This window comes from Priestia sp. YIM B13489 (assembly GCF_042787645.1).
Lineage (GTDB): Bacteria > Bacillota > Bacilli > Bacillales > Bacillaceae_H > Priestia > Priestia megaterium.
In genome coordinates this window covers 2,124,564-2,137,683 of sequence record NZ_JBHZOQ010000053.1, presented here as the reverse complement: position 1 = coordinate 2,137,683, position 13,120 = coordinate 2,124,564, and the positions used below count along the sequence as shown (strand labels likewise).

Below are 13,120 nucleotides of genomic sequence, written 5' to 3'. Positions count from 1 at the left end.
TCTACTCCTTTAACACTGATTGGATATAAATTGAAGGATCCATAAGCGTTTGAGCGGCTGTTGACACATAAGGGATAACAGCTTCTGCACCTAGTCCTAAAAAGACAGAAACAGCAAGTAAGATAGCGGATGGGTATAGAATACCTTTAAGGGATACTTTTTCATGCTCAGAAGAAAGCTTAGGTTCACCCCAGAAGCAGCTCATGAAAATCTTAATGGCAGAATATAAAACAAGCAGGCTTGAAACTAGTAAAACTCCTACAAACGTGTAGCTCTCTGATTCTAAGCCGCCCTGAACTAAAAGGAATTTTCCAATAAAGCCGCTTAGGGGAGGAATTCCTGCCAAAGAAATAGTAGCGATAAAAAACATCCAGCCAAGCAGCGGATAGTCTTTAATTAATCCACCCATTTTCTTTAATTTTGTTGTTCCAGTTATTCGAACGATGCTTCCAGCAAGAAGGAATAGAGCTGCTTTAATAATCATGTCGTGAATTAAATAATAAATAGCTCCTTCAAAACCTGCGTTTGTTGTCAAGGTCACCCCGTAGACAATGACTCCGACAGCAATAATAATGTTATAAATTAAGATTTTATTTACATCCGAATAAGCAATGGCGCCTACTGCACCAACAACGATAGTCAAAAGCGCAACGTAGCCGATAATTTGATGAGTAAATTCAGGATGATGGTAAAACAGTAAAGTGAAAGTCCTGAAAATCGAATAAACGCCTACTTTTGTGAGCAAGGCACCAAACAACCCGATAATAACGGGTGGAGGCGCACTATATGAACCTGGAAGCCAGAAATACATTGGAAATAAAGCTGCTTTTAAGGCAAAGACGATAAATAAAAGCATGCCAATGGTTGTTAAAATTCCCGGCTGGTTCGCCTCAGCAATTCGCTGTGAAAGGTCCGCCATGTTGAGAGTTCCTGTTACAGCATATAAATAAGCAACGGCAATGACAAACAAAGCGGATGAAATGACATTGACTAAAATATACTTAAGTGACTCTCGAAGCTGTGCTTTTGTACCGCCAATTACAATAAGAGCGTACGAAGACATAAGCATGACTTCAAAAAAGACAAATAAGTTAAAGATATCACCTGTTAAGAAGGCGCCGAATACGCCTACTAATAAAAACTGCACAAACGAATAAAAGTAAAAGCGTTCACGCTTTTCCCCAATTGTATGAAAAGCAAAAAGAACGCAGCATAGTGTTACCACACTAGCAGTAAGTACGAGAAGGGACGCGAACATGTCCGCTACTAGAATAATTCCAAAAGGAGGTTTCCAGTTCCCAAGCTCGTGAGTTAAAACACCTTTTGATTGAACCAGTTGTACTAAATAGGCAGCAAAAGCAGTGGTGGTGATTAATGATAAAACACTGATTATCCTTTGAAGTTTAATATTGTCTTTGAAAAAAATGAGCACAACACCTACAACAAACGGGATAAGCAGTGGGATGATTACAAAATTACTCGTCATGTTCATTTCCCCTTAACTTGTCCATATCGTCTGTTCCGAGTTCCTGATAAGCCCTGTACGCTAGTACAAGGAAAAAAGAAGTGACGCCAAAGCTTATGACAATGGCAGTTAAAATTAGAGCTTGAGGTAAAGGATCTGTATAAGAAGAAGCCTTTTCTCCCAGAAGGGGAACACTCCCCCCTTTTAATCCGCCCATCGTTAAAATTAACAGGTGAACACCGTGGCTTAATAAGCCTGTTCCAATAATAATTCGCAGTAAACTGCGGGATAACATGAGATATACAGCGGCAGTGAATAGAATCCCTGCCACTATGGACATTAATATTTCCACTATTCACTCTCTCCAATCGTTTGAATAATGGTCATCGTAACACCAACAACTACTAGATATACACCTAAATCAAACAGTACAACGGTAGCTAAAGATGTTTTCCCGAGAAGGGGAAGGTTAAAGTAGCTATATGTGTGAGTTAGAAATGGGACTTTGAAAATAAATGACCCAAGCCCCGTTAAAATAGCTAGCAGCAGTCCAGAAGCCGCGACCTTCTTATAATCAAATGGGATGACTTTCGATACGGTTTTTATATCGAAAGCCAGCAGTAATAATACAAGAGCTGCTGAGGTAGTAAGTCCCCCAACAAATCCTCCCCCCGGTGTATAATGACCTGCAAAGAAAAGATGAATGGCAAAAATGATAATAATAAACGTGACTACTTTCGTTGTGGTTTGTAGTATCAAATCATTTTTTTTCACTCTTCTTCCTCCTTTGTTAACCGAAGACGAATCATGCCATAGATAGCAAGAGCTGCTATACAAAGTACGGTAATTTCAAATAATGTATCAAATCCGCGGAAGTCCACAAGGATTACGTTCACCATGTTTTCGCCGCCTGCTTTTTCATAGCTGTTTTCAATAAAGTAATGTGAAATCGATTCAAATAGTTTCGTACTGTTTGCTGATATGCCAAGCAGTGTAACAGTCGTTCCTACAAGAAGAGCGACCAGTAAGTTTGGCAGCTGAAACTTTACCCTTACTTTTCGCTTCCGAAACTCCGGCAAGTAGTAGAAACATAGTAAAAACAGTGATACCGATACAGTTTCAATCACTAATTGAGTCAAAGCTAAGTCAGGAGCTCGGAATAATACGAAAAATAAAGAGAGTGTATACCCGACAACTCCGAGCGAAATAATGGCTGTGAGGCGTGATTTTGCCAATAAAGTTGTAATAGTAGCTGCAACCATTACGACTGCTAATATGGCTTCATAAACGCCTATAGAAGAAGTATCTTTTAAATCAATCGCAAAGGCATTCTGAGAAAAGAGCGTCAAGAGAAGTAAGATGCCTATGAAAGTAAAAATGATTAAAAGATAGTCTCTAATAAATCCTGTCATTAATGTTTTCATGATACGTGTTGACCCTTTTTCTATCCCTTTAATTCCATAATTATAGCCGTTATTAAGCGTTAAAGAAGAAGGGAATCGTGTATAAATTTTTGACCATTTTTGAACCGTCATAAATAACAAAATACCAAATATGATGACCCCTAGCGTCATAAATAATTCTGGCGTAAAGCCATGCCAAAATTTAATATGCACTTGATATTCTTTACCTTCAGCTAGCAGGCTAGGTGCGATAGAGGCCATTGTTGGCTCAATAAGGGTCGATTCTAATAAATTAGGAGCAAAGCCAAAAATAACAACCAGTGATGCTAAAATAACAGGTGAAATAAGCATGCCTACGGGTGCTTCATGAGGTTTCTTCTCTAACTTTTCGGGCTGGTATTTGCCTGTAAAGGTTTTAAAGACAAGAATCATACTATAGATGAAAGTGAAGATACTTCCTAACCAAGCGATGATAGGCAGCAAAATTCCCCACGTCTGCATGCTATACATATCCATTTTTGTCACGTTTACCATGCCTGTAAAAAACATCTCTTTACTTAAGAATCCATTAAAAGGAGGCAGACCCGCCATTGAAAATCCCCCGATGATAGCAATGGTAAATGTCACAGGCATAACGCTCATTAACCCGCCTAACTTTCTAATGTCACGCGTGCCTGTTTCATGATCGACAATACCTACTACCATAAACAAGCTGCCTTTGAAGGTAGCGTGGTTAATCAAATGGAAAACCGCTGCAGTAAGAGCTACTAAGTAGATATTATCGTCTAAAAAATCATAGTGAATAGCTGCGCTACCTACTCCTATAAGTGACATAATCATCCCCAGCTGACTAATAGTTGAAAAAGCTAAAATCCCTTTCAGGTCTTGTTGCTTTACTGCTGAAAATGAGCCCCAAAACAGTGTAATTAGTCCTATGATTGAAATAGCAAAAAACCAAGTGGCGCTTATAGCAAAAACAGGGCTGAGTCTTGCTAAAAGATAAATTCCCGCTTTTACCATTGTGGCTGAATGAAGGTATGCACTCACTGGGGTTGGAGCTTCCATTGCATCTGGCAGCCAAATATGAAAAGGAAACTGAGCAGATTTTGTAAAGGCCCCTAATAAAATGAGGACTAGAGCTGGAATGAATAGATGACTTGATGTGACTACATCTACGTTTGAGATAATTTCGCGTATGCTGAAAGTACCTGTCATAACGTATAAAAGCACAATTCCTGCTAAAAGGGAAAGTCCTCCGAATACGGTAATGAGCATAGATTTTAAGGCTCCGTATTGAGATTTCTCTCGTTTGTACCAATAACCAATCAATAAAAAAGATGAAAGGCTTGTTAATTCCCAAAAGCTGTAAAGGCTCATTAGGTTGTCTGATAATACAACTCCTAGCATCGACCCCATAAAAAGAAGCAAATAGACATAAAACGAATGCAGTGCTTCTTTTGTCTTAGAAAGATAATAAATGGAGTAAAGAATAACAAGTGTCCCAATTCCGGTGATTAATAGAGAAAACAGAAGACCAAGTCCATCCACATAGGCATCAAAGTTAATGCCCAGACTAGGTATCCATTTCATTGAATGTAGATATGTTCCCCCCTTAGAAACACCACTGATATATTGTGTGAAATAAATGAACAACACAAGTGGAAGAGGTAAAACGAACCACCCTGTATGAATACGCTGGAATTTCCTATACAGAAGGGGGACAAAAAAGGCTAATAAAAAAGGCGATAAAATCACCAAGTGCAACCACGACAAAAGACAAACCTCCTTGTGATATTCAATTCTGTAACCGATTATATAATAATTTAATTATGCATGCATCCATGCTATTTCTTAGTATCAGCAGATTTTTCAAACCTTATTAAATAAATAGAAACTCGTCACAAAATCCATAAAAAAAACATAAAAAAATTTTTTTGGACGTATAAAAATCACTCAAAATTGTCACTCTAAGAGTGAGGTGATGGAAATGTATAGGAAACAAATAGCCATCAGTTTTCTCATTTTTACCGCATTATGTATGGGCGGATTTGTGCTGAATAATCACTTGGAAATGAAAGAAGAAAACAGGATGTTCCTCACTTCTAAAAACCAAGCTGAAAATTCCATTTCAATAGACTCTTCCCTTTTAAAAGCCTCTTATAAACCGAGACAATATGTGAAGATAGGTGAAATGAACTATATTGCACCATCCGATAAGCAAATAAAAAACGATTGAAGACCAATCTTTAGTCGTTTTTTATTTGCTTATTATTTGCGTAATTGTGCATGAATTACGTCCTGTAATCAAAGAACATTAGTTGACTTCACAACTGAATTTATCGTTAAATAAAAAGGTACATACAATGATTGCAGTTTCAACAAACTATAATGATTGTGTCAAATTGTAAGTGGATTCACTTGAATTCAGCTAACAGTTTCGATAAAGTGAAAAATAAAGATATTTTAATGGAGGAACAGACTATGACACATGTTCGTTTTGATTATTCAAACGCGTTATCATTTTTTGGTGAACATGAACTTACATACTTACGTGATGCCGTGAAAGTAGCTCACCATTCAATTCATGAGAAAACAGGTGCTGGAAACGACTTTTTAGGATGGGTCGACCTTCCTACAGAGTATGACAAAGAAGAATTTGCACGCATTCAAAAAAGTGCAGAAAAAATTAAATCTGATTCAGATGTATTAATTGTTATCGGTATTGGAGGATCTTACTTAGGTGCTCGTGCTGCTATTGAAATGCTTCAGCATTCATTCTATAACACATTATCAAAAGAACAGCGTAAAACTCCGCAAGTTATTTTTGCTGGTAACAACATCAGCTCAACGTACATGAAAGACTTAATGGATGTTTTACAAGATAAAGATTTCTCTATTAATGTTATTTCAAAATCTGGTACAACAACAGAACCGGCGATTGCTTTCCGTATCTTCCGTAAATTATTAGAAGAGAAATATGGCAAAGAAGAAGCACGCAAGCGTATTTATGCAACAACAGATAAAGCGCGTGGCGCATTAAAAACATTAGCGGACGAAGAAGGCTATGAAACATTTGTTATTCCAGATGATGTAGGCGGCCGTTATTCAGTATTAACAGCGGTTGGCTTATTGCCAATTGCCGCTGCGGGTCTTGATATCGAACAAATGATGAAAGGGGCAGCTGATGCTCAAGAAGCATTCTCATCATCAGAGCTAGAAGAAAACCCAGCTTATCAATATGCTGTAGCTCGTAATGTTCTTTATAATAAAGGAAAAACAATTGAAATGCTGATTAACTATGAGCCAGCTCTTCAATACTTTGCTGAGTGGTGGAAACAGTTATTTGGCGAAAGTGAAGGAAAAGACCAAAAAGGTATTTACCCTTCATCAGCTAACTTCTCAACGGATCTTCATTCTTTAGGTCAATATGTACAAGAAGGTCGTCGTGATATTTTTGAAACAATTGTACAAGTTCAAGATTCTCGTCATGAGCTAACAATTGAAGAAGATGCAGCGGACTTAGATGGATTAAATTACTTAGCTGGTGAAACAGTTGACTTTGTAAATAAAAAAGCCTTCCAAGGTACAATGCTTGCTCACACAGATGGGGGCGTTCCAAACTTAGTTGTGAACATTCCTGCGCTAGATGAGTATACGTTCGGATATGTTGTATATTTCTTCGAAAAAGCATGTGCAATCAGCGGCTATTTATTAGGCGTAAACCCATTCGATCAGCCGGGAGTAGAAGCATACAAAGTAAATATGTTTGCTCTGCTTGGAAAACCTGGTTTTGAAGAGAAAAAAGCAGAATTAGAAAAGCGTTTGAAATAAATAAAAAGAGGGCGGTACAAAAGTATTTTAGCCCAAGTGAAAAACGAACCATTGATCAACATGTTTGATTAGTGGTTCGTTTTTTTTGTTATGGTGAATATAGTTTCATCTGTTTAGGTCCTTCTAACAGTTGATTGGAGCGCAAGTGACGAGGAGGCTCAGCGCCCGCCCGCGGAAAGTGAAGCCTCTCACAGACATCAACTGCGGTGTCGCAAGCGATTTATATGAGCTGCTTTATCCAGTTTGTTCGTCTTTAGGTTGGATTCATTTAGTTATGTCTCACCCTCTTTTTTGCTTTTGAGATAAAGGATAAAACGCTGGAAAAAGGACATGTTAAAACAGAGGAGGGATAACATGATTGAATTATCTTCAAGATTAGAGGGAACATTATTCAAGCTTTACGAATTAGAAAAAACGCTTAAGGCGCTTGGGTATAATATTGGAGGAAATTGGGATTACGACCATGGTTCATTTGACTATAAGATGAACGATGAAGTCGGCTATCAGTTTTTACGTATCCCGTTTACAGCTACGAATGGAGAGCTGGATTCTAAAGGAACAACCGTACAGATTGGCACGCCATTTTTACTTTCACATAAATATCAAATTGGTCTAGATGACGATGTTCACAATGGAAATGTTAGTGCTTCATTTAATCAGTTTGCAGAGCCCCAAGACGCAGACGCTTCATTTCCAGAAAAGTATATCAGCTTAGGAGAAGAGCTAATTAGAGAGGCAGAAAATGCGCTGCTTCAGTAATTGAAGGAACTATTCTTTTTTTAAACTCTCTAATTTTTTCACAAAAATATGTTCGTACATGACTTGACTAATCAACTCGTTTGTTTTAATCATTTCATTCACCCCCAAGTTTTGTGCATTTTGAATATGCTTTTTTGTTAAAAGTTCAACGATGCTGTAAATAGAAGGGTTCAATCCTTGCAGAGCGACTAACGTAACAATAGTATTCATGTCTGCATATTCTTCTGTCTTATGCTGATCGGCAGTAATCAGCACTTTTTTTGCGTACCGAGCGTTGGCAAGTTCTAATACTTCATAATGAGAGGGACTTCCTTTAATAAAATGAACGCGATCACAAATCATGGGATTTTTAGTCAGAGAGTCGTCGATAAGCACAATGTCTTCTTTATGAAATGCGTCGCGATAATACTCTAACACGAGTTTGGCGCGCTCATTCCACCCAACAACGATGAAGTGATCTTTTCCATAAAATTTTAAATTCCCTTCCAAATAAGCGCTCTCAGCAGAAACAGCAATTTTAGAAAGCGTGACAAAATAAGTAGTAATAAATCCCGTTCCGATCAGAACTAAAATAATTGCAGCTAACCTTCCAATCGTAGTGGTCGGAGCAAAATCACCGTACCCTATAGTAGAGATTGTAATAATAACCCACCAAATTCCTTCAAACACATTCCCAAACGTTTGCGGCTCTAGGAAATGTATAAGCATGCCAAAAAACAGAACAAGGCAGCCGATAATAAAAAGAAGCCGCACTAAAATAGAACGACGAAAAAGTCGAAATAATAGCCATTCCATCATAAAAAAACCTCCAGTGATTAGTCATAGCCACAGTATGACCATTTTTCACTGAAGGTATAAGATATCTTTATCTTTTTACTTCGTAATATTCAATCCATTCTTTGTCTGGACCGTAGAAAAATAAGTATCTTGCTCCATTTGGCAAAGTTACAATGTTTTCTTCCACAAATGAAACGCCTGCTGATTTTAAACGCTCAAACTCCTCTTCAATTCCGTCTACTGCCAGCGCAAAATGATGAACTTTACCTTCGTTAGGTAAGCTTGAGTTATACCCTTGAATTAACTCTACGATTACATTGCCTTCTAAACCTAGAAAAGCTAGCTTCAAAGACGGATCGGTATGTGGTAGTTTTTCGATGAGCTCTAATCCCACTTTTTGCGTATAGAACTCAATCGATTCTTCTATATCCTTTACTTGAACGCCTACATGTTCAAATTTTAAAATTGTCATATGCATCACCCGTATCTATAGTATGTAAAAACTATGAAATATATTAAAGAGAAAGGATATAGAAGTCAAGATAGGGCTGCTTATCAGGAAAGGGCTCTTAAATCATATTTTTGCTGGAGTGAATAGGGTAGAGGCTTCCATCAAGAGCAAACGAAATTTTGCCTGTTTCTTCAGATACAACTAAAATTAATGCATCCGATTTTTCCGACATTCCAATGGCTGCACGGTGACGTGTTCCCAATTTTTTGTTCGTTAAAATAATAGACGAAAGAGGTAAAACATTAGCAGCTGAAATAAGCTGATTATTTCTAATTAGGACGGCTCCGTCATGTAAGGGTGTCCCTGGATAGAACAGTGTCTCAACTAGCGTAGCGCTGACAGGAGCTTGAATAGGCATTCCTTTTTGAATAAGAGGGTCTACATTTTGTTCCCGTTCAATGACAATTAAAGCGCCGTGACGTTTCTCCGAAAGGTTATGAATAGCTAAAGACAGAGCAGCATATTCAAATGTATAAGGCGATAAATAATGGCGCAAGTAATAAGAGGCAGCCGTAGCTTGAACATCTTGAAATAACCTTCTCATCTCCTCAAAATCACATAGGATACAATGATCACTCGTGTCTAAATGTTTAATTAAATTAGAGGCTTCAGTTGAAATCTGCTGTAAATATGTTCGCACATTATTTTTAATTGTATCGTCTAATTGAAAAGGTTGTCTCTCCATCTTATATAGCTCCTATCTGTCAGTCAGTGTTATCTGTAATGTGTGCTAATGTGGGTGAATTATCCGTAAAGCTTATAAATCCCTTATTAATTTTATAGAGAGGTTTTGTGTTTTATTTAGCAAGAGAATATAAAAAGTTGGAGAAAAAAGAAAGCGTTTTATAAATTGATATGTTCACATTTGGGTTAAATTTACATATGTTGTTTTAAATAAAAGTATAGATATTTCTGTGAATTTAAAGTATAGTTTTCTTATCGGATATATGATTTTTAATGTTGACAAATATTCTAAATATGCTAAAATTTTTAAAAAATGCTTATCAAGAGTGGTGGAGGGATCTGGCCCGCTGAACCCCGGCAACCTGCTTAGCAAGGTGCTAATTCCAGCAAAGTGTGTATCATTTTGAAAGATAAGGTGAAAATTTATTGCCTACCCAGTCTTTCAATATGGAAGACTTTTTATTTTGATATAGCGCAAGCGATAATTTGAGGAGGGACACCAATGACTGTAACCCCCGACTTAAAACAAATTTTTGAGCATGTCGAAGCAAAGTAAGAATTAAATAGTTTCGCTGACTAGACACACTAGAGGCGGTTTTATCCAATTCTAGTGGGTAAAACCGTCTTTTTTTATTGGATAACGCGGATAACTAAGAATTGGAGTGAAGAAAATGGCAGACTTATATACGTACGAAAACTGGAGTGATACATTTCCAGAGTTCGACAGTGAAGATGAAACAAAAGGAGCCCTTTCAGCATTGCAGTGGGCGTATGATACCTACGGAGATTCAATTATTTACGCATCAAGCTTTGGTATCGAAGGAATCGTGTTAATTGATTTAATTTCAAAAGTGAAAAAAGATGCTGAAATTGTCTTTTTAGATACGGGCGTTCATTTTAAAGAAACATATGAAGTAATTGATGCAATTAAAGAACGCTTTCCTGATTTGCGTATTCATATGAAAAAACCGGATTTAACGCTTGCAGAACAAGCTGAGAAACATGGAGATGAGCTTTGGAAGAGTCAGCCTAACCTATGCTGTCAAATTCGAAAAATCATCCCGCTAAGGGAATCTCTTGCTCCTTATGATGCGTGGATTTCTGGTTTGAGACGCGAGCAGTCTGAATCTCGTGCCAACACGAATTATTTTAATAAAGATGAGAAATTCAAGAAAGTGAAAGTCTGCCCGTTAATTCATTGGTCCTGGAAAGAAGTTTGGCGCTATGTGTATAAGCATGATTTACCATATAACAAACTTCATGATCAAGGCTACCCAAGTATCGGCTGTGAGCCCTGTACCGCACCTGCCTACAATGTAGACGATTTACGTTCAGGAAGATGGGCAGGTACACAAAAAGTTGAATGCGGATTACACGAATCTTAAATACGAAAGAGCTGAATAAATGATGCTTTTATATGTTGCCTTTATCATTGCGCTTTTTTTTGCAATGAATATTGGGGCAAGCGGTGCAGCAGCAGCTATGGGCGTTTCATACGGCTCCGGTGCGATTAAAAAGAAAAGAGTAGCCCTGTTCATCTGTGCTGTAGGTATTGTGCTCGGAGCCATTATCGGAGGCGGCGAGGTGGTAAAAACCATCAGTTCAGGTATCATACCTGAAAAATTGCTGTCAGTAGAATTAGTTATTATCATTCTGGCTGCTGCAACGCTGTCACTCTTTTTCGCGAATTTAATTGGTATTCCTCTATCAACAAGTGAAGTAACGGTTGGTTCAGTTGTTGGAGTAGGCGTAGCTTATCAATCTCTGTATGTGGAAAAACTTTTAGTTGTCATGTCTTTTTGGATTATTGTTCCGCTGGTTTCATTTGTCATTGCTTTTTTGATTGGAAAAGTGATAAAACGCGGAGCGCATAAAAAAGAAGCAAAGGGAACGTGGAAAAGAGTTTTAACGATTTTAGTTATAGCGACGGGATTCTTTGAAGCCTTCTCAGCTGGAATGAATAACGTGGCAAATGCTGTCGGTCCTCTAGTAGGAGCTGGATTAATGGATGCCACAACGGGTGTCATAGCAGGAGGATTGGCAGTGGCGCTCGGAGCTCTTTTACTAGGAGGCCGAGTTATTGAAACAAACGGGAAAAAAATTACTCGCTATTCTGTAGGGGAAGGGTGCATTATCTCGGGTACTGGTGCTTCTCTTGTCACAGTCGCTTCACTGTTTGGTTTGCCAGTACCCCTTACACAGGTCACTACGTCTTCTATTATTGGAATAGGAGCAGCGAAAACGGGATTCACGAAAGAACAGCGCGAAGTTGTCATTCAAATGTTAAAGGTTTGGGTGGTCTCCCCTGTATTTTCACTCGTAATCTCATATGTTCTTGTGAAATTAGTACTTGAAAGCGACTTATATTCATTTGTGGTGCTAGCTAGCGGATGTATTGCCACAGCAGGTGTTCTAAGCTTAGCTAGAGCGACTAGAAGAAAAAGAGCAAGCTTGCAGTCGGAAAAAGAAAAAATGACTGCGTGATTCAAGTGCTTTTTATTATATTGTGTTAATTATTTAAGGAGGATTTTACAAAATGACAACAATTCAAGCACACGGTGGAGAATTAATTAATTTATATCAACCAACATATGACTACACGTCACTAACAAAAGAAATCGAAGTAGATAACATGGCCCTAAGTGATTTAGAACTAATTGGAATTGGTGCTTACAGCCCAATTACAGGATTTTTAGGAGAAAAAGATTATCAATCAGTTGTTGAAAATATGCGTTTAGCAGATGGAACAGTATGGAGTATTCCTATCACTCTTCCTGTAACAGAAGAGCAAGCTAAAGAATTAAACATTGGCGACAAAGTAAAACTTGTTCAAAACGGCGTAACGTATGGTGTTTTAGAAGTTTCTGAAGTATATACGCCAAATAAAGAAAAAGAAGCGGAGAACGTGTACCGCACGGCAGAACTTGCTCATCCTGGCGTGAAAAAAATGATGGAACGCCCAAATGTATATGTAGCAGGTCCAATCGTACTTGTAGAACGTACACCTAAAACGCGTTTTGAAAAGTATTACCTAGATCCTACTGAAACAAGAGCAGCATTTGAAGAACGCGGTTGGAAAACGGTTGTTGGATTCCAAACTCGTAACCCTGTTCACCGTGCGCACGAATATATTCAAAAAACGGCATTAGAAATTGTAGACGGCCTGTTTTTAAATCCACTTGTAGGAGAAACAAAGTCAGATGATATCCCAGCAGATATCCGTATGGAAAGTTATGAAGTACTTTTAGAGAACTATTATCCTAGCGATCGTGTAGCTTTAGCAGTTTTCCCTGCTGCGATGCGCTATGCTGGACCTAGAGAAGCTATTTTCCATGCAATGGTTCGCAAAAACTTTGGATGCACACATTTCATTGTAGGCCGTGACCACGCTGGTGTTGGTGACTACTATGGAACATATGACGCACAAAAAATCTTCAGTAACTTTACAGCAGATGAATTAGGAATTACACCTTTATTCTTTGAACACAGCTTCTATTGCAAGAAATGTGAAGCGATGGCATCAACGAAAACATGCCCTCACAGCAAGGAAGATCATATGATTCTATCTGGAACAAAGGTACGTGAAATGCTTCGTAACGGAGAAGTGCCACCAAGCACATTCAGCCGTAAAGAAGTAATTGAAGTGTTAATTAATGGATTAGCAAAACAAAAAGTATCTTCAAAATAAGG

13 protein-coding genes and 1 riboswitch are annotated in these 13,120 nt (G+C 38.1%); of the genes, 6 read left to right on the top strand and 7 right to left on the bottom strand.

Features of this window, described 5'->3' with window-relative positions:
• Position 1 precedes the first annotated feature (1 nt).
• From ACFX4W_RS16680 to ACFX4W_RS16665, 4 genes are read right to left on the bottom strand one after another with little or no spacing between them, the layout of a single operon-like run.
• Positions 2-1,486, bottom strand: a complete 1,485-nt coding sequence (locus ACFX4W_RS16680) for a Na+/H+ antiporter subunit D (RefSeq protein ID WP_043977204.1) — start codon at positions 1,484-1,486, stop codon at positions 2-4.
• The gene (locus tag ACFX4W_RS16675; RefSeq protein ID WP_013059592.1) at positions 1,476-1,817 is read right to left on the bottom strand and encodes a Na(+)/H(+) antiporter subunit C; all 342 of its coding nucleotides are present in this window, start codon (positions 1,815-1,817) and stop codon (positions 1,476-1,478) included. Before ACFX4W_RS16675 ends, ACFX4W_RS16680 begins: the two co-directional genes overlap by 11 nt.
• Complete coding sequence (locus ACFX4W_RS16670) at positions 1,817-2,239, bottom strand: Na(+)/H(+) antiporter subunit B (protein WP_013085301.1); 423 nt, start codon at positions 2,237-2,239, stop codon at positions 1,817-1,819. Before ACFX4W_RS16670 ends, ACFX4W_RS16675 begins: the two co-directional genes overlap by 1 nt.
• Entirely contained in the window at positions 2,236-4,641 is a 2,406-nt protein-coding gene (locus ACFX4W_RS16665; RefSeq protein WP_043977202.1) for a Na+/H+ antiporter subunit A, read from the bottom strand. The genes ACFX4W_RS16670 and ACFX4W_RS16665 overlap by 4 nt, the downstream gene beginning before the upstream one ends.
• 214 nt (positions 4,642-4,855) lie before the next feature.
• Between ACFX4W_RS16665 and ACFX4W_RS16660 the strand changes: the two genes are divergently transcribed.
• The 3 genes from ACFX4W_RS16660 (at position 4,856) to ACFX4W_RS16650 (ending at position 7,458) form a co-directional block, all read left to right on the top strand.
• Entirely contained in the window at positions 4,856-5,104 is a 249-nt protein-coding gene (locus ACFX4W_RS16660; RefSeq protein ID WP_230183979.1) for a hypothetical protein, read from the top strand.
• A 245-nt stretch (positions 5,105-5,349) separates the two neighbouring features.
• Positions 5,350-6,699 carry a glucose-6-phosphate isomerase gene (locus ACFX4W_RS16655; protein WP_013059589.1) on the top strand — a complete coding sequence of 450 codons (1,350 nt, stop codon included), beginning with the start codon at positions 5,350-5,352 and terminating at the stop codon, positions 6,697-6,699.
• Positions 6,700-7,053: 354 nt separating this feature from the next.
• Entirely contained in the window at positions 7,054-7,458 is a 405-nt protein-coding gene (locus tag ACFX4W_RS16650; RefSeq protein ID WP_043977199.1) for a YugN-like family protein, read from the top strand.
• 9 nt (positions 7,459-7,467) lie between these two features.
• On the opposite strand, the gene ACFX4W_RS16645 is transcribed toward ACFX4W_RS16650, so the two are convergent.
• The 3 genes from ACFX4W_RS16645 to cdaS all read right to left on the bottom strand — a co-directional run bounded on the left by ACFX4W_RS16645 (position 7,468) and on the right by cdaS (position 9,431).
• The gene (locus ACFX4W_RS16645; RefSeq protein WP_043977198.1) at positions 7,468-8,256 is read right to left on the bottom strand and encodes a potassium channel family protein; all 789 of its coding nucleotides are present in this window, start codon (positions 8,254-8,256) and stop codon (positions 7,468-7,470) included.
• Between the two features lie 67 nt (positions 8,257-8,323).
• Positions 8,324-8,707: a VOC family protein gene (locus ACFX4W_RS16640; protein WP_013059586.1), complete on the bottom strand. Its 384-nt coding sequence runs from the start codon at positions 8,705-8,707 to the stop codon at positions 8,324-8,326.
• Between the two features lie 97 nt (positions 8,708-8,804).
• On the bottom strand, positions 8,805-9,431 hold the full coding sequence (cdaS, locus tag ACFX4W_RS16635; RefSeq protein ID WP_043977196.1) for a sporulation-specific diadenylate cyclase CdaS: 627 nt from the start codon (positions 9,429-9,431) through the stop codon (positions 8,805-8,807).
• Positions 9,432-9,744: 313 nt separating this feature from the next.
• Positions 9,745-9,847, top strand: a riboswitch (SAM riboswitch).
• A 254-nt stretch (positions 9,848-10,101) separates the two neighbouring features.
• Between cdaS and ACFX4W_RS16630 the strand changes: the two genes are divergently transcribed.
• Genes ACFX4W_RS16630 through sat form a run of 3 tightly spaced genes read left to right on the top strand, consistent with a single transcriptional unit; the run spans position 10,102 to position 13,118 of the window.
• Positions 10,102-10,815: a phosphoadenylyl-sulfate reductase gene (locus ACFX4W_RS16630; protein WP_025752724.1), complete on the top strand. Its 714-nt coding sequence runs from the start codon at positions 10,102-10,104 to the stop codon at positions 10,813-10,815.
• Between the two features lie 19 nt (positions 10,816-10,834).
• Positions 10,835-11,914: a sulfate permease gene (locus ACFX4W_RS16625; protein ID WP_080781573.1), complete on the top strand. Its 1,080-nt coding sequence runs from the start codon at positions 10,835-10,837 to the stop codon at positions 11,912-11,914.
• Positions 11,915-11,966: 52 nt separating this feature from the next.
• Complete coding sequence (sat, locus tag ACFX4W_RS16620; RefSeq protein ID WP_097824843.1) at positions 11,967-13,118, top strand: sulfate adenylyltransferase; 1,152 nt, start codon at positions 11,967-11,969, stop codon at positions 13,116-13,118.
• The last annotated feature ends 2 nt before the right edge of the window (positions 13,119-13,120 follow it).

Coding starts and splice junctions, on each gene's coding strand:
- ACFX4W_RS16650 (WP_043977199.1), top strand. CDS start 7,054: ATGATTGAATTATCTTCAAGATTAGAGGGAACATTATTCAAGCTTTAC.
- ACFX4W_RS16680 (WP_043977204.1), bottom strand. CDS start 1,486: ATGACGAGTAATTTTGTAATCATCCCACTGCTTATCCCGTTTGTTGTA.
- ACFX4W_RS16655 (WP_013059589.1), top strand. CDS start 5,350: ATGACACATGTTCGTTTTGATTATTCAAACGCGTTATCATTTTTTGGT.
- sat (WP_097824843.1), top strand. CDS start 11,967: ATGACAACAATTCAAGCACACGGTGGAGAATTAATTAATTTATATCAA.
- cdaS (WP_043977196.1), bottom strand. CDS start 9,431: ATGGAGAGACAACCTTTTCAATTAGACGATACAATTAAAAATAATGTG.
- ACFX4W_RS16630 (WP_025752724.1), top strand. CDS start 10,102: ATGGCAGACTTATATACGTACGAAAACTGGAGTGATACATTTCCAGAG.
- ACFX4W_RS16645 (WP_043977198.1), bottom strand. CDS start 8,256: ATGATGGAATGGCTATTATTTCGACTTTTTCGTCGTTCTATTTTAGTG.
- ACFX4W_RS16640 (WP_013059586.1), bottom strand. CDS start 8,707: ATGACAATTTTAAAATTTGAACATGTAGGCGTTCAAGTAAAGGATATA.
- ACFX4W_RS16625 (WP_080781573.1), top strand. CDS start 10,835: ATGATGCTTTTATATGTTGCCTTTATCATTGCGCTTTTTTTTGCAATG.
- ACFX4W_RS16660 (WP_230183979.1), top strand. CDS start 4,856: ATGTATAGGAAACAAATAGCCATCAGTTTTCTCATTTTTACCGCATTA.